Source organism: Pantoea sp. Cr_R13 (assembly GCF_029222565.1).
Lineage (GTDB): Bacteria > Pseudomonadota > Gammaproteobacteria > Enterobacterales > Enterobacteriaceae > Pantoea > Pantoea eucalypti.
Window position 1 is genome coordinate 1068074 of the sequence record NZ_JARHXL010000013.1, and the last position, 15734, is coordinate 1083807.

Sequence of the window (15734 nt, forward strand, 5' to 3'; positions counted from 1 at the left end):
TTATCCCCCGTTAACCGCGAAAGCCGTGAGGCACTGAGCTGTCAGGCTGCGGAATCACAGTGATATCCCGCTGCATGTTGCGCTTCAGGGCATTCCACTCAGAGCGTGGTGGGCGTCCGGCCTTGTCCCATTTGGTCGCTGATTGGAGATAGCCAGGCAGGTTGCCGGGGATGAACAGCGTTTTGGGGCGCATGTATTGGTACTCCTCGGTGCCTTCCCAGTGCGCGTGTTTGTATTCCACCACCAGACAAAGCTCTTCCACCGTGAACGAGTCTTTCAGGCGGGACTTAATGTGACCCATCGACGACTGCGCTTCGGTGTGCTTTGCGCCGGTGATTTTGTTCAGGTGGCGTAAAACCTTACGAGAGCGATTGATAATTGACCACTCATCGTCTGGTTGCGACGCAACCTGACAAAAGGGTTTTTTATCTGATGGATCATGTTTTGAATTTACTGACGGATCGTCGCCAGATTCTGGCGGGTCAAAACTGTTATTTTTGCTGGATTCTGACGGGTGAAAATTTGATGCGTCAAAATTCGGTGCATCAGATTTTGATGCGTCATATTTTGATGTGTCAGATTCTGACGCCTCAGATTCTGACAGGTGAGCAGCGGCTGATTCGCGAAGCTTTTTGATGTTGAGCTGATACATGTTGGAGTTATTACGATTACCTTTGCGGCGTGACGTACTGGTCAGCCAGCCTTCACTTTCCAGCTTGCGGATCGAGGTACGAACGGTGCTCGGACCCGCGCCAATCTGACGTGCAATGGTAGCGATTGACGGCCAGCAAACACCTTCATCGCTTGAGAAGTCAGCCAGGCGTGCCATGATGGCAACCATAGTGATCTTCATGCCGGATGATGCGCAGCCGTCCCAGACGAATGCTGATAATTTAACGCTCATGATTTACCCCAAACTCTCTGAAATATTGCTTGAACCGTTCGAGAGAGCTGAAGCACTCGCCATGTTCATAATTGTCACGCAGATAGATAACCCTGTCGTTCTCTGGCTCCCAGCGAATGACCCGCACAGGGATGCCGCGCTTGTCTCGGAAGATTCGGTCGAGCTCTCGCATTTGATCGCCTTCATTCGCTGGTTAGCATCGCCCACAGCCCAATCGACAAAGCTGTGGTTAACTTCTTCGCTGACGCCTGGTACATTAAGCACATACCGCAGCGGCTCACTGCTGAAGCGGCCACCAGCTGAAGGAAGGCAACGGAATTGCGGTAATCCTGATTTTCTGGTTAAATTGATCACGCGATTAGTTCTCCACACACGTTGATTTAGTCGCACCGAGCGCCGCGGACTGCAATCCAGCGGCGTTCACCTTTTCTGGAGCGCAAAAAACGCGATACAGCAGCGTGAGATGCTCCTGCCACTTCGCCATTACCTGATAGCTGTTCTCTTCAATCTGTTCACGTTCCGCTGCATCAATCACGCCGTCAGCGGTTGCCTTGCGGATGTAAGCCGAATGCTTACCAATCCACTCGACAGACTCCATCAGGCGCTGATTGATATCCGCGTTATCCACATCCTCAATGTCCACCAGCGGGACGTTGACGCTGTTTGACTGACGGGAGACCGCGTTAGCTATGTGCTTGGTGCCGCTTGCCTGCTGCAGAACCATCGCCCAGCCCATTGGGAAAATCTGATCGCCATTGGTACGCAGACGGTTGAACAGTGCATCTTCAGTAACACCCAACCATTCAGCTGCTTCTGCATAACCACCCGGAAGACTCGAAATCGTCTTCTTGATTGCTGCCACCAGCCATGCCGGTTGCTTTTCTACTTGCCAGTGCTTTTGATCCACGGTCATGCCCTCTTGCCTGTGGTTAATAAGTGAAAGTGCAGCGTTTAAAATCTGTTACTTCTTTACTCTGCCGGGCGGAAAAACATCATCCAGAGAGCAATTGGCTCCGAGCTTGTTGAGTCCTAAAACAATCATTCGGCACTCATCAAGGCCTGGCTTACGGATACTTAGCTCATAGTTGGCTACTCGCGATTGGCCCCAGCCAATAACATCAGCCAAAACAGACTGGGAAATACCGAGCTTCTTTCTTTGCTCAGCGATAGTGTTCATCGGCTTCTCCAAAAGTTAATCACAAAGCAATTACACACAATTCGTGATTAAGAGTCAATGACAAAACGTGTAGATACAGCAATCACGCTGCGTGTTAAATTTGATGGGATGAAAACAATGCATGAGTTGATAGGGGAAAGGATTAAAGCCCTAAGAGAAAGCAAGGGATTGAGCCAGGCGCAGCTTGCCAGATTATGTGGCTGGGCAGCTCCGTCACGTTTGGGGAATTATGAATCTGGAACGAGGAAGGTCAGTTCTGACGATGCAATACTATTAGGGTCTGCTTTAGGTACATCTCCTGCCAAAATACTTTTTGGTGAGGATGCCGATGCAGTTTTCAAGCAGTATGAATACCCTCTGTTCACTTATGTCCAGGCTGGTGATTTTTCTGAGGTAGGTAGCTTTACTTCCAGAGACGCTAAGGCATGGGTCCCTACTACGAAGAAGGCCAGCGATAAAGCATTCTGGCTTGAAGTCAAAGGCCACTCAATGACTGCGCCACAGGGCGTTCGTCCAAGCTTCCCGGAAGGCATGCTGATCCTCATCGACCCTGCAGAACCGGTTGAGACTGGCGACTTCTGCGTGGCATCTGCTAACGCTGACTCTGAAGTGACTTTCAAAAAGTATGAGAAGGATGCCGGAGTGAGCTATTTGGTTCCGCTAAATCCTGCATACAGAATTCTGGATTGTGATCACAGCTGCCGTATCATAGGCAAGGTGGTTAAGGCCCAGTGGCCAGAAGAGACGTTTGGATAAAAAGTTACGGATTTACTGTATAAACGAACAGGTCTAAACTAATGCACAGGACACGCATTGATGGATAGTGACGATATGAAGTTTAGAATAGTATACGATGGCCCGGCACTTGATACGCATGAAATGGATGTGCGTGACCTTGCGCCTGCATTATTGTCACTATCGGATGCGTTAGAAGAAGCTGGTAAAACAATTTATGGAAAAGAAAAGCGCATTTCAGTAAAGGTAAATGCGTCTTTCAAGGCAGGCTCCTTTGGGGTCGACCTCATTGCTCAATCATCATCCATAACGAGTCAAATAATAGGTGCCTTCTCTGGAAACAATGCATCTGCGGCCTGCAACATTATAAGTCTTGTGGGATTTGGCTATTATGCAACAAAAGAATCTTATAAAGGCCTTATTCAATTAATAAAGTGGCTTGGCCCTCGAAAGATCAAACGAATAGAACCAATATTTGGTGGTAACACTAAGATCATGGTTGATGATGAAGAAGAAGAGTTCGACCACCAAGTTGTTGAATTGTATAAAAATAAAAAACTAAGGCGCTCTCTCGAAAAAGTTATTAGTAAACCATTGGAAAAAGAAGGAATTGATAGCTTTGCTGTTACCGTTGATAACGGTAAAACTTTTGTCGAAGTCAGTAAGGACGAGGCTCAATACTTCAAGGTAGACGGCATGATTGAAACGATAATTTCCGAATCTACAACCGAAAAGGCGCTGCAACCAATTGATATTTCTTTCCGTGAAGGGAAAAGATGGCAATTTTCTGATGGTGGGTCTTTATTTGAAGCTGAAGTTAGCGATCAACATTTCATTGAGGCAATAGACGAACAGACTGTTGCCTTTGCTAAGGGCGATCTTTTACTTGTTGACCTAAAAGTAACTCAACACCTAGCTGAGAAGGGAATAAAAACTACTTATGAAATCGTTCATGTTAAGAAGATAATAAACCCTCAAAGGCAGATTGATTTTCCATTTTAATCGATTTCTGTTCCAGATATTTTATGCTACCCGGCATTGTGCCGGGTTTTTTATGCCTAACGATCCAGTACCCTCGCCGCGGCTTCCATTGCTTGAATCAGTAGCTCATACCGCTCAGGGTTCTTCGATGCCAGCGCCGTTCTGAGTGCATCCGCTATCACTATCTGCTTCGACTCAATCCCGTAATCGTGAAGTGTGAATACCAAGTCACCGACAACCCTGCACATCTCGTAATAGAGCTCATCTGATTTTTTGCTCATAACACCCCCACTATTAAGGCGATAACCAGCCATTTAAGAGCACCACAAGCCGCTCAAATTTTCATCTAAATATAATTTATCACACGAAAAATCATGCACATAATGTGTTCCTCAATTTATATACACGTTTTGTGATTGACCATCAAATCACATTATGTGTATATTTAACTCATCAACAGCGAACAGACAGGACGCCCACGAAGTAGCCGCCCGGGGCATATGAAGGCCGGGATGATTCGCTAAACAAGTTTCAGTGGTGTGGGGGCAGTGCTGTGAAAATGATTAAGAACATGTCGAATACAACGGTTCGGGACCTAATTACCTTTCTGCGTCTCTTCCCGGATGCTGATGTGATCTGCTGTGGTGATGCAGGTGTGGTGAGTGTGCAGTGTGATGTTGAAGACGTAGTTCAGGGTCCGGCGTTTTAAGAGTACGGAATTGCTGTGTTGGCGGTTACTCAAAGTGTTTTGGTTTAACCGCCCTTTTTCACAACGATAAGGGCATTTGCAAAGCGGGTGTTTTCGAACGCTTTAGAGACGTGGAGTAAGTGTCCTTTTCGTTGTGGTGAATGCGGCTAGCGCACGCGGAAGACTGACAAAGATTGCATACAGTCTAAGAGTTTCCGCTCTGAGGTTTGTCAGTCTGACCAGAGCACCGGGAGGCACCCGGCACCGCAACAACCTTTCAAATGTGTGGAGTAATCGGGCTGTGGGTTATTGCAGTAGCTCACCAGCCAACATAAACGAATCCCAAAAGTTTTTTATTGCCGTCACAGGCAAGGGATTCATGCAACCAAAAATCGTGTGTGGAGAATTTCATGGAAAAGCCAAACGACCATATCACCGTAGGCGTTATCACCCTGCCCTACAGCCATATCCTCAACGGCTGGGTTATGCCTGACGGCTCAGTAATCACTAACCCGATTAAGGCGCAGAACGAAGCTGAGCGCCTTAACAGCACCATCACCATTCACTGAGGGCGATGACATGCATCATTTCAAGTCGAATAAAGAAGTCGTCGCTGCCGGCCACCAGTTCGCTAAGAACATCAGTATGGAAACGCCCCTGATTGAAATGGCAAAGATGGTGGCTGAGCTGTCATCACGCCTCGACGTTGCCACCGTTCGCGCCAACCTGATGGCTGCAGAGGTACTGCGTATTAACAGCGTGCTGCCTGACACCATTTCAGCGCTACAGGCAGCAGACGCTGATATGACCCTGATTGATGACCTGAACATGGCGCTTGCGACACCAGCTTGTGACCAATGGATTCGCACCCTACGCGGTGAAGCACTTGGGGAAGCACGCCGGGCTGTAACAACGCTGGGTAACCACCAGCAGCCGGGTATCTCACATGCGATCAACATCATTTCCCAGATGGAAATGGATTTGCTCCGCTCACGCACTGTAACGCTGAAGGTGGTGTCATGAAAAAGGTCGCCCAATTCCGGCGCAGCACCGGCGCTAATACAGGATTCAGTGAAAAGTTAGCCTGGCAGTTATCAAAAGGCCCGGCAACGGGCCGTGAGCTGGCAGAACGTCTCGGTATGACCCTCAGTGAGTTCAACCGTTTGGTTCTCCACATAATGCGCAGAGGTGGCGAAACGCTGCAGGTTGAAGCCTCAAATCAAATCTGTCTCGGCGGCGGCTCTATTGACCGCACTTACACCCTAATCAGAAATCCGCGCCGTGTTGCTCCCCCACCATGCAAGCCAATGGTGATTAACCACAGGAATGACTGCTCCGAAGAGGCAAAAAAACGCAACTGTGAAGCAGCCAAACGCCGTGCCCGTCTGATTGCCAGCGGGCTGTATCTGGAATGCATGTGTTAAGGATGGTGAGTGATGGAAGAGCTGAATGAGCACATCCAATTTCTTGAAATGACCGAAGACGGCCCGCAACTGCTCGTCTGGCTTCTGGAGCTTCGCCGCCATCGTGAGGATAACTGGAAGCAGCGCGCAGAAGCAGCAGAGGCGAAGCTGGCAGAGCTGGAAAAGCAGAAGCGCATCATTCCTTACGGTCTGCATCCTTCAACAACGGAACTCGTCATTACTTTTGCTAAAGCGCTGGCTGAAAAACTACATAATTCAGAGCAGAAATACGGCTGGTCTGACGCCTGGAAAAGTGCCGACTGGCAGGAGAAATGTCTGGACGATTTCCATCATCATATCAGTAAAGGCGACCCACGCGACGTGGCCGCTTACTGTGCATTTATGTGGTATCACGATTGGCCCACCCGCCCCGTACCCGCCGTCAGCCCGAGTGAACTGGTGCCAGATGAGATGAGCTGGGTTCAGGCCTGCCAGCTATTTAATGCGGATACATGCGGTGACGATTTGCACACCGCCTTTATGGCTGGGGCCAACCACATTCGCACCGCCATTCTGCGCAACATTGAGGAGGCGAAATGAAAGAGCGCCCAATCATCTTTAACGCCGACATGGTTCGTGCAGTTCTCGACGGCAGAAAGACGCAGACGCGCCGCATTATGCGTGTTCAGCCGGACTCAGCAGGATTTGAATCGCGCTTTATCATCGACTCAACCAAGCGCAGCGAAATTGGTAAGTGGTGCTGGGCTGAGCCAGGCGTGTTCGTTAACCCTCGTCGCTCCGCGCTGTTCTCTTGCCCGTTCGGTGAGAATGGTGATCGCCTGTGGGTGCGTGAGAGCTTCTACGAGCATGGACATTGGCAGGGCGGCGGCTATGACCCAGAGGACTCATATTTCGTCAGCGATAAGCAGGTGCTGTACCCAGCGGACGGGATTCAGCGCCCTGCTGAACGTAAGAGAGAAGACTTCTGGCGCTCTCGCCCATCAATCCACATGCCGCGCTGGGCTTCCCGCATAACGCTGGAGATTACCGGCGTTCGTGTGGAGCGGTTGAACAGCATCAATGAGCATGACGCTATCGCTGAAGGTTTGGCTGAGATAAGCAAAGACGGGAGGACCTATAAGTACGGCATTCCCGATCGTGACGGTTACCCCGGCACTGATGACTTTGGCTGGCCGTGGCATGAGTGGGAGCGCTACCCCATCAGCGCTTACAGCAAACTGTGGAAATCTATTTACGGCGCTGACAGCTGGCAGGCTAACCCGTGGGTGTGGGTCATTGAGTTTAAGCGCGTGGAGGTGGAGTGATGGCTCTGACTCACGATGAACTCTGCGATATTGCCTGCCGATTTTTGCAGAACAACGGTTTTAAGGTGGCATTCCACGATAAGTTTCGCGCCTGGACTGCTTACGGTGAGCAGCCTGACGCCATCGGATTTCGAAACGGTGCATCCTGCCTTGTGGAGGCAAAATGCTCACGCAGTGACTTACTGGCCGACCGTAAAAAGCCTTTCCGTATCGACCCATCGAAAGGCATGGGTGATTGGCGCTTCATGATTAGCGAACCGGGGATCGTAGAGATTGGCGATTTACCCGATGGCTGGGGTCTACTTCATGTGGTTAAAGGCCGCGTTAAAAAGGTATATGGCTGGCCTGCTAACTGGTCATGGGTAAACACGGAATCCAAGCCCTTTCAGGGTAACAAGCAGGCAGAGTGCGACATGATGTTTAGCGCCCTGCGCCGGATGGATATTCGCGGACACCTCAAAGAAATCTATGATGGCCTGCCTGTGAAAGAGGTGGTTAAGGAGGTCCTCAATGCCTAAATCCCCCGCCGAACGCAAAGCTGCGCAGCGTGCCAGACAGGCCGCTGCCGGTGGTAAAAAGCTGGAGCTGGCGCTGGATAGTCAGGAACTGGAGATGCTGGCGCATAACTGCGCCGCACGCCGCCCCGGTCGTGAACCTTATGAGATCAACGAGTATATAGCGCTGCTTATTCGAAAGGATTCCGCTGATCTGGCACAGCAGCTGGAGGTGCTGGCAGAGCAGCAATGCGTAAAGTGCAAGGAGCAACTGCCAGTGCAGTCCTGCCCCTGCCAGGGTGAGGCTGCATGCTGGACAACTAATGGATGGCATGAGGTAAAGCTGATGTTATAACTGTCGTGACATGTCACGGAGTTAATAAGATGCCATCACATAATCTAGCGGTTCGTAGCCGTGAAGAGCGCGACAGTATTAACGTGGATTTAGCCGCGTCAGGAGTCGCCTACAAAGAGCGTATGAATCAGCCTGTTATCGCCATGGAGGTTGAGTTAAAGCAGCCTGAAGCAATGAGGGAGTATTTCAGGGAGAGATTACAGCATTACAGGAACGTTTCGCTTCAGTTCCCGCGCGGCACTGACCCAATTTATTTTAAGGAGGAAGGAAAATGAATATTAAGGTTACTTTTAATGACACTGGAGTCGTTGAAGACCATGACTTCGTCTCGCAACCAAGAGCTGGTCAGGTTGTGACCTTGGTTCAGGAAGGAGAAGAAGCCGAATACGAAGTGATTACTGTTTCTGGGCAAATACACCATAACACTTGTCAGGCAACAATGGCGAGAGTCAAAAAGATCTAAACCAAGCGTTCTTTTTATAGGAGTTTTGCAATGGAGATAGAATATCTTTTAGTTGGTCATGGCAGAGATGGCCAAATAAAGCGCGATGATTTCCCTAAAGATCGCTTGTCAGTTTATAGCGTTCAGGTGCGTCGCGCTGGAGAGGGTCATATGGGTGATCCAGTTCACACTTTCGTAGTGCATCGTGTAGCTCATGGTGGGGCTATATATGCTATTGGAATTGCCAGAAACATTAGCGAGCACGAAATTAAGATGCTCATAGATGAAAGCGGGGTTACCCCCATACCTGAGAATCTACTTTAAGAATAACCCCCGACCTAGCGAGGAACTCGGCTAATTTTTTATCTGGAAGAGCCGATGAGACTTCCGCAAAGCAGTGACTGGGTTTATCAGTAAAAGGACTAATGATGGCTGCCCACTTCAAACCAAAAAAGTGCCCGGAATGCGGCTCAGCGAAGATAGTCAAGGACAGGGTTATCGGGCAGCATACCGGTGACTGGAAGTGCGTTGATTGCAGGAAAGTGTTCAGTAAATTTGAAACTGAAGAATAGCAGAGCCGAAATAAGAGTCAAGCCACCTGAGGCTTGCTTAAGCTGAAACTGAATATCAATACGCCGTGAACTGTCGCGGCTTAACTAACCTGTTGCAGCAGGAATGTGTGGAGAAAAAATGGCTAATATTGAAATGATCTTTGAAAGCGAAGCGATGCAAAAAATTGGTGTTACCTCAAGAACAACAATGAGGACTTATGTGCTAAATCATTCCTTCCCCAAGCCAGTAAGGAATCGCCCTAAAAAATACTTACTGGCTGAGGTAGAGCAGTGGATTTTAAACGGCGGCGTTAATCAGAGATCAGCTTGATCTGCTCAAAGATTTTTTCCGCGTATAGTTCATATGCAACCTTCTGTTCCGCTAACCAATCGTGCTTGTTATAAACTGCAAGCACGCCTCCAAGATCATGCCCCAGCATTTTCTCAATGACATGGGGCGCAATCCCTTCCTCTGCCAAGCGAGTAGCCAGCGTTCTGCGGAAGTCATGAGCAGTAAAATCACCAAAGTTAAGCTGATCGCGAAGGAGTCTGACATACCTTGTTGAGGAACCGATGCTCAGCGGAACGTTCCTTTCGAAAGCACCGTGAAACAGCAGACCATTGCCGCTATCAATTGATTGTCTGAGCAGAGGCTCGATTTGTTTGAAGATCGGTCTCCTGATGATTTTATCTGTTTTGCTCCGGTCTGAGGGTAATGTCCAAATACCCTCCTCAAAATCAAACTCATCCTTCCGTGACTCTCTCAACTCGCTATTGCGTGAGCCATACAAAATGAGGCTCTTGATGAGCATTTTGCTCGAAAACGTAGCGGTAGACTTTTCGTTCTCAATCCATATTTTTGCCAGTTGCCGATAAGTCAAAACCGTGTCGCCGGTTTTAGGGTTCCGCCCAAATTCTTTGGGATTCAATCTCAGAAGCGATGCGTCCTCAATAAATTGTCTTCGTGAGCACCACGCTATTGCCCCGCGCAAATGAACCAAAAGCTTTCGAGCTTTTAATGGATTTGCCTGTTCTTGCTCCGTGAAAAAGTCTACCCAGGCACTAACAGGTATGTGCTCAATTGGTATGTCAGCAAAATACTTTTCCATCTCATTAAGCACTATGCGCTCGTACACTTCAGCAGTGCTTTTTCTCAGTGACTGGAGCACATAGTTGTCATACCAATACTTGATGCACTCATGTACGGTTGGCTTCTTCTTTTTAACAACAAGTTGATGCTTAGGATCGATGCCTTCAGCAATAAGCGCTTTATACTCACCAACCTTAATGCGTGCATCACGAAGAGATACTGCTGGGTAACGCCCTATCCCGAGCCTGTGCTGGTTACCATTTATTCTGTACCGATATTGAAAGCTGACAATCCCTTTAGGGGTTATCCTTATACCTAGTCCATCAGCATCGGTTATCTCAGGTGGTCCAATATATGGTTTACCATGCAAACCACGCAGCTTCGTGTCACTTATACCCATTCTGTACTCACCATAAAATTTCGTGACTCAACTTGTACTTAAAATGCATTGTACACAGATGATCATAAGAGTACAGAAGTGATGGTTAGTGTAGTTATCTGCGTAATTATAGCATTAAAAATCAAATACATATGAACATAACTGGTAAGTGTTAGACGCTGCTGTTTTTAGGTGAACGATAGATTCGAAAACGTCAGAATTACGCACAGGACCTGCAGCTGTCGATGCGTGGCTTCGGCTCCCGTTCAACCTACGGCGTACGCGGTCTACGCATCTACGTGGATGGCATCCCGGCCACCATGCCGGATGGGCAGGCGCAGACCTCCAATATTGATATTGGCTCAATTGATCATGTCGAAGTGCTGCGCGGCCCCTTTTCTGCGCTGTATGGCAACGCCTCGGGCGGCGTGATCAACGTGACCACTCAGCAGGGTCAGCAGCCAACCACGCTTGAAGCCAGCAGCTGGTACGGCAGTTACGGCAGCTGGCGCAACAGCGTCAAAGCCAGTGGTGCGACCGGTGACGGCAGCCACGCCGGGGATATGAACTACACGGTCTCCGCCTCTCGCTTTACCACTCACGGCTATCGCGATCACAGTGCTGCGCAAAAAAACCTCGGCAATGCCCGACTGGGCGTGCGGATCGATGATGTCAGTACCCTGACGCTAATGTTTAACAGCGTTCACATTGATGCACAGGATCCTGGCGGTTTAACCGAAGCGCAATGGCGTGACAATCCGCGTCAGGTGGTGAGTAACGTTTCGCTCTATAACACTCGTAAAACGGTGGATCAGACTCAGGGTGGCCTGCGTTATCAGCGTCAGATGAGTGAAAACGACGACCTCAGCTTGATGCTTTACGCCGGGATGCGCGAAACCACGCAGTTCCAGTCAATTCCTGCCGCTGTTCAGCGCACTCCGTCTCATCCGGGTGGCGTCATCGCCCTGACCCGCCACTATCAGGGCGTAGACACCCGCTGGACCCATCGCGACACGCTGCTGTCGATTCCGGTGGCGGTGACCGGTGGCCTCGACTACGAAACCATGACCGAGCGCCGCAAGGGTTATGAGAATTTCACGGTCAGCAACGGCATGACGCAGTTGGGTGAACAGGGCAATCTGCGCCGCAATGAACGCAATCTGATGTGGACGCTTGATCCTTATCTGCAGACCGCCTGGCAGCTGACCGATAAGCTGTCGCTGGATGCCGGCGTGCGCTTCAGCACAGTCAACTTTGACTCCAATGACTTTTATATCCGGCCTGGTAACGGTGACGACAGCGGTGAGGCGCGCTATCACAAATGGCTGCCCGCTGCGGCGCTGAAATATGCCTTTGACCCAGGCTGGAATGCCTATGTTTCTGCCGGTCGCGGCTTTGAAACCCCGACCATTAATGAGCTGTCTTACCGTTCAGATGACGCGACGGGCCTGAATCTGGGCCTGAAACCGGCCACCAGCGACACGCTGGAGATCGGCAGCAAAAAACGCATCGGCAATGGCCTGGTCAGCGCGGCGCTGTTCCAGACCGACACCCGTGATGAGATTGTGGCGGATGCCAGCAGCGGCGGTCGCACGACCTATAAAAATGCCGGTCAGACCCGTCGTCGCGGTCTGGAGTTAAGCCTGGATCAGCAGTTCGCCTGGGACTGGCGGCTGAAGATGGCCTATACGCTGCTGGATGCACGCTACCGCAGTAACGCCTGTGGCAGCGACAGCTGTGACGGCAATCGCATCCCTGGCATCGCCCGCAACATGGCCTATGCCGGACTCGGCTATCTGCCGGAACAGGGATTTTACGCAGGCAGCGAGGTTCGCTATCTGAGCCAGATCGCCGCTGAAGATCAGAACAACGTGAATACCCCGTCCTACACTGTGGCGGCTGTAAACAGTGGCTATAAGTGGCTGGTTGAGAACTGGACGCTGGATCTGTTTGGTCGGGTCGATAACCTGTTTGACCGGCACTATGTGGGTTCAGTGATTGTGAATGAGAGTAATGGTCGCTACTTTGAGTCAGCACCTGGCCGTAACTACAGTGTCGGTTTAACGCTGGGTTACGCCTTCCGCTAAAAGCATCCGGGCCCCCCTGGCGGTGGCCCGGATCTACTCGCTAATCAGCTGCGCGTTTTCAACTGCGCCTTAATATCCTCACAGCTGCCAGTTTCACCCAGACGCGGGAAGATCAATTTCACGCTGTTGTTGTGGGTATCCATGTTCAGATCGGTCATCGCATCCGTGGCTAACGTGACGTTGTAACCCAGCTCATACGCCTGACGCGCGGTCGATTCCACGCCGATGCTGGTCGCAATACCGCAAATTACCACCTGAGTGATGCCGCGCTGTTGCAGCTCATCGTGGAGTGACGTGGCATGAAACGCGCCCCAGGTTTTTTTGGTGACGGTTAGATCATTCTGCTGCGGGGTCATCGCCGGAACCAGCGTCGCCCAGTCGGCAGGGAATTCGCCGCTGTGACGCGCCTGCTCGTTGCGGCCCGGTGCTCCACCGGCCACGTTAACCAGCACGACCGGCAGATCGTGTGCGCGAAACGCTTCGGCCAGATCGGCACAGCGTTCGATCACTGGCTGCGGTTCGTGAACCAGCGGCAGCGCCACAATGCCATGTTGCAGGTCGATAACAATCAGCGCAGTTTTTGCATCAAGTTTGGTGACAGCCATGTTGAATCCTCGGGGTTAATCGTCAGTAAGTCGTTGCAATAGAGGGAGAATGTCGGTCAGCTGCTGCTGTTCTGCCGGGCTAAGCCGCGCATCCAGCGTCCGGACCAGCCAGTCATCGCGCATCGCGCGACTTGAGCTAATCACCGCGAGGCTTGATTCGGTGGGCCGATAGCGGGTTTTACGACCATCGTGGGGATCCGGCTCGCCGGTCACCAGTTCTGCCGCCACCAGCCCAGCGACAGTTGTGCCCATTGACTGAGTACGTACGCCCTCGGCAGCCGCCAGTTGCGTTACCGTCATTGCCCCGTCACGCACCAGATGGCCTAACACCGCCACCTGCGACCAGGTGAGTTCGCCAGGCGGTGCCGACTCGCGTAACCGGCGGCCCAGTTTGCCCACCAGCATCCGCAGCATGGCAGCAGATTCAGTCAGATCGCTCATTACTCGTCTCCATCGATAAGCGAAAGTATAAAGATAGGAAGGTAAACTGTGTAGTTTGCTGCGGTATCAATTTGTAACGTCCGGGCGTTGCAGATAGTGAATCAGACTGTGGAAGCGCAGCGGTGTGCTGAGCGGGTTCCGGTAGCTGTGCGGCACGTCGGCCCTGAACTGAAAGGCTTCACCGGTAAGCAGACGCCGCCAGAGATCCCCGACACCCAGCAGCAGTTCACCTTCAATCACCACTACCTGCTCCACGCAGCCTGCTTCATGGGGCGAAGAATGACTCTGCGCGCCCGCTGCCAGCTCCACTGCCAGCAGATCAAATCGGAGGTGTGGATCGTAAGGCAGCAGCGAGCGCACTGACATTTCGGCATTAGGCTGACTGAATCCTGTTGCTGTGCCGGGAGGTAGTGCGCTGCCGTCGATAAAAAAGGAAAAAGGCACGTTAAAACCGGTGGCGATCTTCCATAGCGTCGCCACAGTGGGACTCGATTCACCACGCTCAATCTGCCCCAGCATCGCTTTACTGACGCCGGTTCGCTCCGCCGTGAGTGTCAGGCTCCAGCCATTGGCCTGGCGCAACTGTCTGAGCGCGCTGCTCAGGTGTTGCTGAAAATCCGCCATTTTCTCTCCTGAATTCCGGTCACGGGTCTATGACACTAGGGTAATAGTGTAACACTTGTGCGTTATAGCGTATCATGCGACGATGTGCGCTATAACGCACAAACTCACTGAGAGTCTGACCATGACGAGAGCGGAATCGTCCCGTTTTACCCTGCCGATGCTTGTCTCGGGTTTTGTTGCTGTGCTGGTGGGCTACAGCAGCACCGGCGCAATCATCTATCAGATGTTTCAGGCGGCAGGTGCCTCGCCCGCACAGATTGGCGGCTGGCTGTCAGTGCTGGGCCTCGCGCAGGGAATCGTCTCAATAGGGCTGTCATTGCGTTATCGCATGCCGGTGCTGGCCGCCTGGTCCACGCCGGGCGCCGCGCTGCTGGCGACCAGTTTCAACGGCATTTCGCTGAATGAGGCGTTTGGCGTCTTTGTTTTCGCCAATCTGCTGATTGTCGTGTCGGGTGTGACGGGTCTGTTTGCCCGGCTGATGAACCACATTCCCGCTTCACTGGCAGCGGCGATGCTGGCGGGTATTCTGCTGCGCTTCGGACTTCAGACCTTTGCCGATTTACAGAGCAATTTTGTGCTGTGCGGCAGCATGTGCCTGGCCTGGCTGCTGGCGCGTCGCTGGCTTACCCGCTATGCCATTCTGGTGACGCTGCTGGTGGGCGTTGTCATTGCACTGGCGCAGCACGCCATCCACTTTCCGCAGCAGTCGATTATGCTGTCTCTGCCGGAGCCGGTGATGCCGCACTTTACCCTGGCCACGCTGCTGGGGATGGGCGTGCCCTACTTCCTGGTGACCATGGCCTCGCAGAATGCCCCCGGCATCGCCACATTACAGGCGCACGGCTACCGACCGCTGGTCTCGTCACTGATGAGCTGGACCGGATTGACTGCCCTGCTGCTGTCGCCGTTTGGAGGCTTTTCGATCTGCGTGGCGGCGATTACGGCGGCGATCTGCATGAGCGATGAGGTCGACGAAAATCCTCAGCAGCGCTGGCGGGCGGCGGTGCTGGCCGGCATATTTTATTTGCTGGCGGGCGTGTCCGGTGCGCTCATTGCCGTGCTGTTCAGTGCGCTGCCTGCGGTGCTGATCGAGGCGCTGGCGGGTCTGGCACTCCTGGCAACGCTGGGCGGCAGCCTGCATCGCGCACTCGATGTGCCTGCCGAACGTGACAGCGCGTTAGTGACTTTTTTGATCACTGCGTCGGGTGTTTCGCTGCTGGGTATTGGTCCGGCATTTTGGGGACTGGCAGGCGGTATCATTGCTCACCTGGTGCTGGTGCGCAGAACCGTCTGAGGCGTGATACCCGCTGAAATATCGGTTATTTTTCCACCCGCCGATGAAAAAAACACTGGATTTACCTCCTTTTCTGCCGTTTGATTTGTCATTGCCCCGCGTAAAATCAACCTAATCGTCGATAACACGCGATTTTCTGCCTCAGACAACGACCGATAA

Annotated in this window: 24 protein-coding genes and 1 pseudogene; 16 read left to right on the forward strand and 9 right to left on the reverse strand. The window is 51.7% G+C overall.

Annotation, left to right across the window (positions count from 1 at the left end; all coding sequences use genetic code 11):
• Positions 1-10 precede the first annotated feature (10 nt).
• The 4 genes from P2R09_RS12805 to P2R09_RS12820 all read right to left on the reverse strand — a co-directional run bounded on the left by P2R09_RS12805 (position 11) and on the right by P2R09_RS12820 (position 2081).
• On the reverse strand, positions 11-904 hold the full coding sequence (locus tag P2R09_RS12805) for a conserved phage C-terminal domain-containing protein (protein WP_275770182.1): 894 nt from the start codon (positions 902-904) through the stop codon (positions 11-13).
• The gene (locus P2R09_RS12810; RefSeq protein WP_275770184.1) at positions 894-1076 is read right to left on the reverse strand and encodes a DUF4222 domain-containing protein; all 183 of its coding nucleotides are present in this window, start codon (positions 1074-1076) and stop codon (positions 894-896) included. The genes P2R09_RS12805 and P2R09_RS12810 overlap by 11 nt, the downstream gene beginning before the upstream one ends.
• Before the next feature lie 186 nt (positions 1077-1262).
• The gene (locus P2R09_RS12815) at positions 1263-1817 is read right to left on the reverse strand and encodes a YmfL family putative regulatory protein (protein ID WP_275770186.1); all 555 of its coding nucleotides are present in this window, start codon (positions 1815-1817) and stop codon (positions 1263-1265) included.
• A gap of 48 nt (positions 1818-1865) precedes the next feature.
• A complete protein-coding gene (locus P2R09_RS12820) occupies positions 1866-2081 on the reverse strand; it encodes a helix-turn-helix transcriptional regulator (protein ID WP_107319485.1) in 216 nt (71 codons plus the stop codon).
• 108 nt (positions 2082-2189) lie between these two features.
• Between P2R09_RS12820 and P2R09_RS12825 the strand changes: the two genes are divergently transcribed.
• Both P2R09_RS12825 and P2R09_RS12830 read left to right on the forward strand, forming a co-directional pair.
• The gene (locus tag P2R09_RS12825; RefSeq protein WP_275770702.1) at positions 2190-2837 is read left to right on the forward strand and encodes a LexA family transcriptional regulator; all 648 of its coding nucleotides are present in this window, start codon (positions 2190-2192) and stop codon (positions 2835-2837) included.
• A 60-nt stretch (positions 2838-2897) separates the two neighbouring features.
• On the forward strand, positions 2898-3818 hold the full coding sequence (locus P2R09_RS12830; protein WP_275770190.1) for a hypothetical protein: 921 nt from the start codon (positions 2898-2900) through the stop codon (positions 3816-3818).
• A 56-nt stretch (positions 3819-3874) separates the two neighbouring features.
• Here P2R09_RS12830 and P2R09_RS12835 read toward each other — a convergent pair whose 3' ends face one another.
• Positions 3875-4078: a DUF2767 family protein gene (locus P2R09_RS12835; protein WP_275770192.1), complete on the reverse strand. Its 204-nt coding sequence runs from the start codon at positions 4076-4078 to the stop codon at positions 3875-3877.
• A 290-nt stretch (positions 4079-4368) separates the two neighbouring features.
• Here P2R09_RS12835 and P2R09_RS12840 point away from each other — a divergent pair, with 290 nt between their 5' ends.
• The 12 genes from P2R09_RS12840 to P2R09_RS12895 all read left to right on the forward strand — a co-directional run bounded on the left by P2R09_RS12840 (position 4369) and on the right by P2R09_RS12895 (position 9386).
• Complete coding sequence (locus P2R09_RS12840; RefSeq protein WP_275770194.1) at positions 4369-4506, forward strand: hypothetical protein; 138 nt, start codon at positions 4369-4371, stop codon at positions 4504-4506.
• Between the two features lie 389 nt (positions 4507-4895).
• Complete coding sequence (locus P2R09_RS12845) at positions 4896-5054, forward strand: DUF1317 family protein (RefSeq protein WP_275770196.1); 159 nt, start codon at positions 4896-4898, stop codon at positions 5052-5054.
• Between the two features lie 10 nt (positions 5055-5064).
• On the forward strand, positions 5065-5508 hold the full coding sequence (locus P2R09_RS12850) for a hypothetical protein (protein WP_275770198.1): 444 nt from the start codon (positions 5065-5067) through the stop codon (positions 5506-5508).
• Complete coding sequence (locus P2R09_RS12855; RefSeq protein WP_275770200.1) at positions 5505-5909, forward strand: hypothetical protein; 405 nt, start codon at positions 5505-5507, stop codon at positions 5907-5909. Before P2R09_RS12850 ends, P2R09_RS12855 begins: the two co-directional genes overlap by 4 nt.
• 12 nt (positions 5910-5921) lie before the next feature.
• On the forward strand, positions 5922-6488 hold the full coding sequence (locus P2R09_RS12860) for a hypothetical protein (protein ID WP_275770201.1): 567 nt from the start codon (positions 5922-5924) through the stop codon (positions 6486-6488).
• Entirely contained in the window at positions 6485-7213 is a 729-nt protein-coding gene (locus P2R09_RS12865) for a hypothetical protein (RefSeq protein WP_275770203.1), read from the forward strand. Before P2R09_RS12860 ends, P2R09_RS12865 begins: the two co-directional genes overlap by 4 nt.
• Complete coding sequence (locus tag P2R09_RS12870) at positions 7213-7731, forward strand: hypothetical protein (RefSeq protein ID WP_275770205.1); 519 nt, start codon at positions 7213-7215, stop codon at positions 7729-7731. Before P2R09_RS12865 ends, P2R09_RS12870 begins: the two co-directional genes overlap by 1 nt.
• Entirely contained in the window at positions 7724-8062 is a 339-nt protein-coding gene (locus P2R09_RS12875; protein WP_275770207.1) for a hypothetical protein, read from the forward strand. The genes P2R09_RS12870 and P2R09_RS12875 overlap by 8 nt, the downstream gene beginning before the upstream one ends.
• Before the next feature lie 29 nt (positions 8063-8091).
• Positions 8092-8337, forward strand: a complete 246-nt coding sequence (locus P2R09_RS12880; RefSeq protein ID WP_275770209.1) for a DNA polymerase III subunit theta — start codon at positions 8092-8094, stop codon at positions 8335-8337.
• On the forward strand, positions 8334-8525 hold the full coding sequence (locus tag P2R09_RS12885; RefSeq protein WP_275770210.1) for a hypothetical protein: 192 nt from the start codon (positions 8334-8336) through the stop codon (positions 8523-8525). The genes P2R09_RS12880 and P2R09_RS12885 overlap by 4 nt, the downstream gene beginning before the upstream one ends.
• A gap of 30 nt (positions 8526-8555) precedes the next feature.
• The gene (locus P2R09_RS12890) at positions 8556-8828 is read left to right on the forward strand and encodes a hypothetical protein (RefSeq protein ID WP_275770212.1); all 273 of its coding nucleotides are present in this window, start codon (positions 8556-8558) and stop codon (positions 8826-8828) included.
• Between the two features lie 366 nt (positions 8829-9194).
• Positions 9195-9386, forward strand: coding sequence for an AlpA family transcriptional regulator (locus P2R09_RS12895; RefSeq protein ID WP_008926250.1), 192 nt, complete (start codon positions 9195-9197; stop codon positions 9384-9386).
• Here P2R09_RS12895 and P2R09_RS12900 read toward each other — a convergent pair.
• Positions 9367-10545 carry a site-specific integrase gene (locus P2R09_RS12900; protein ID WP_275770216.1) on the reverse strand — a complete coding sequence of 393 codons (1179 nt, stop codon included), beginning with the start codon at positions 10543-10545 and terminating at the stop codon, positions 9367-9369. The genes P2R09_RS12895 and P2R09_RS12900 overlap by 20 nt on opposite strands.
• A gap of 182 nt (positions 10546-10727) precedes the next feature.
• Between P2R09_RS12900 and pqqU the strand changes: the two are divergent.
• Positions 10728-12611 (forward strand): annotated as a pseudogene (gene pqqU, locus P2R09_RS12905) (TonB-dependent receptor PqqU); the annotation flags it as partial.
• A gap of 44 nt (positions 12612-12655) precedes the next feature.
• On the opposite strand, the gene P2R09_RS12910 reads toward pqqU, so the two are convergent.
• From P2R09_RS12910 to P2R09_RS12920, 3 genes are all read right to left on the reverse strand, one after another.
• The gene (locus tag P2R09_RS12910) at positions 12656-13216 is read right to left on the reverse strand and encodes an isochorismatase family protein (protein WP_275770218.1); all 561 of its coding nucleotides are present in this window, start codon (positions 13214-13216) and stop codon (positions 12656-12658) included.
• A 15-nt stretch (positions 13217-13231) separates the two neighbouring features.
• Positions 13232-13657: a MarR family transcriptional regulator gene (locus P2R09_RS12915; RefSeq protein ID WP_003853479.1), complete on the reverse strand. Its 426-nt coding sequence runs from the start codon at positions 13655-13657 to the stop codon at positions 13232-13234.
• Between the two features lie 66 nt (positions 13658-13723).
• Positions 13724-14281 carry a helix-turn-helix domain-containing protein gene (locus P2R09_RS12920; RefSeq protein WP_275770222.1) on the reverse strand — a complete coding sequence of 186 codons (558 nt, stop codon included), beginning with the start codon at positions 14279-14281 and terminating at the stop codon, positions 13724-13726.
• 121 nt (positions 14282-14402) lie between these two features.
• Between P2R09_RS12920 and P2R09_RS12925 the strand changes: the two genes are divergently transcribed.
• Positions 14403-15575: a benzoate/H(+) symporter BenE family transporter gene (locus P2R09_RS12925; RefSeq protein ID WP_275770224.1), complete on the forward strand. Its 1173-nt coding sequence runs from the start codon at positions 14403-14405 to the stop codon at positions 15573-15575.
• Positions 15576-15734: the final 159 nt, after the last annotated feature.

What these genes read in the sequence shown, in the direction of transcription:
- P2R09_RS12920 (WP_275770222.1), bottom strand. Translation starts at nt 14,281, where the DNA reads ATGGCGGATTTTCAGCAACACCTGAGCAGCGCGCTCAGACAGTTGCGC.
- P2R09_RS12840 (WP_275770194.1), top strand. Translation starts at nt 4,369, where the DNA reads ATGTCGAATACAACGGTTCGGGACCTAATTACCTTTCTGCGTCTCTTC.
- P2R09_RS12835 (WP_275770192.1), bottom strand. Translation starts at nt 4,078, where the DNA reads ATGAGCAAAAAATCAGATGAGCTCTATTACGAGATGTGCAGGGTTGTC.
- P2R09_RS12855 (WP_275770200.1), top strand. Translation starts at nt 5,505, where the DNA reads ATGAAAAAGGTCGCCCAATTCCGGCGCAGCACCGGCGCTAATACAGGA.
- P2R09_RS12900 (WP_275770216.1), bottom strand. Translation starts at nt 10,545, where the DNA reads ATGGGTATAAGTGACACGAAGCTGCGTGGTTTGCATGGTAAACCATAT.
- P2R09_RS12860 (WP_275770201.1), top strand. Translation starts at nt 5,922, where the DNA reads ATGGAAGAGCTGAATGAGCACATCCAATTTCTTGAAATGACCGAAGAC.
- P2R09_RS12830 (WP_275770190.1), top strand. Translation starts at nt 2,898, where the DNA reads ATGGATAGTGACGATATGAAGTTTAGAATAGTATACGATGGCCCGGCA.
- P2R09_RS12910 (WP_275770218.1), bottom strand. Translation starts at nt 13,216, where the DNA reads ATGGCTGTCACCAAACTTGATGCAAAAACTGCGCTGATTGTTATCGAC.
- P2R09_RS12890 (WP_275770212.1), top strand. Translation starts at nt 8,556, where the DNA reads ATGGAGATAGAATATCTTTTAGTTGGTCATGGCAGAGATGGCCAAATA.
- P2R09_RS12845 (WP_275770196.1), top strand. Translation starts at nt 4,896, where the DNA reads ATGGAAAAGCCAAACGACCATATCACCGTAGGCGTTATCACCCTGCCC.
- P2R09_RS12925 (WP_275770224.1), top strand. Translation starts at nt 14,403, where the DNA reads ATGACGAGAGCGGAATCGTCCCGTTTTACCCTGCCGATGCTTGTCTCG.
- P2R09_RS12825 (WP_275770702.1), top strand. Translation starts at nt 2,190, where the DNA reads ATGAAAACAATGCATGAGTTGATAGGGGAAAGGATTAAAGCCCTAAGA.
- P2R09_RS12870 (WP_275770205.1), top strand. Translation starts at nt 7,213, where the DNA reads ATGGCTCTGACTCACGATGAACTCTGCGATATTGCCTGCCGATTTTTG.
- P2R09_RS12895 (WP_008926250.1), top strand. Translation starts at nt 9,195, where the DNA reads ATGGCTAATATTGAAATGATCTTTGAAAGCGAAGCGATGCAAAAAATT.
- P2R09_RS12805 (WP_275770182.1), bottom strand. Translation starts at nt 904, where the DNA reads ATGAGCGTTAAATTATCAGCATTCGTCTGGGACGGCTGCGCATCATCC.
- P2R09_RS12815 (WP_275770186.1), bottom strand. Translation starts at nt 1,817, where the DNA reads ATGACCGTGGATCAAAAGCACTGGCAAGTAGAAAAGCAACCGGCATGG.
- P2R09_RS12880 (WP_275770209.1), top strand. Translation starts at nt 8,092, where the DNA reads ATGCCATCACATAATCTAGCGGTTCGTAGCCGTGAAGAGCGCGACAGT.
- P2R09_RS12820 (WP_107319485.1), bottom strand. Translation starts at nt 2,081, where the DNA reads ATGAACACTATCGCTGAGCAAAGAAAGAAGCTCGGTATTTCCCAGTCT.
- P2R09_RS12810 (WP_275770184.1), bottom strand. Translation starts at nt 1,076, where the DNA reads ATGCGAGAGCTCGACCGAATCTTCCGAGACAAGCGCGGCATCCCTGTG.
- P2R09_RS12885 (WP_275770210.1), top strand. Translation starts at nt 8,334, where the DNA reads ATGAATATTAAGGTTACTTTTAATGACACTGGAGTCGTTGAAGACCAT.
- P2R09_RS12850 (WP_275770198.1), top strand. Translation starts at nt 5,065, where the DNA reads ATGCATCATTTCAAGTCGAATAAAGAAGTCGTCGCTGCCGGCCACCAG.
- P2R09_RS12865 (WP_275770203.1), top strand. Translation starts at nt 6,485, where the DNA reads ATGAAAGAGCGCCCAATCATCTTTAACGCCGACATGGTTCGTGCAGTT.
- P2R09_RS12915 (WP_003853479.1), bottom strand. Translation starts at nt 13,657, where the DNA reads ATGAGCGATCTGACTGAATCTGCTGCCATGCTGCGGATGCTGGTGGGC.
- P2R09_RS12875 (WP_275770207.1), top strand. Translation starts at nt 7,724, where the DNA reads ATGCCTAAATCCCCCGCCGAACGCAAAGCTGCGCAGCGTGCCAGACAG.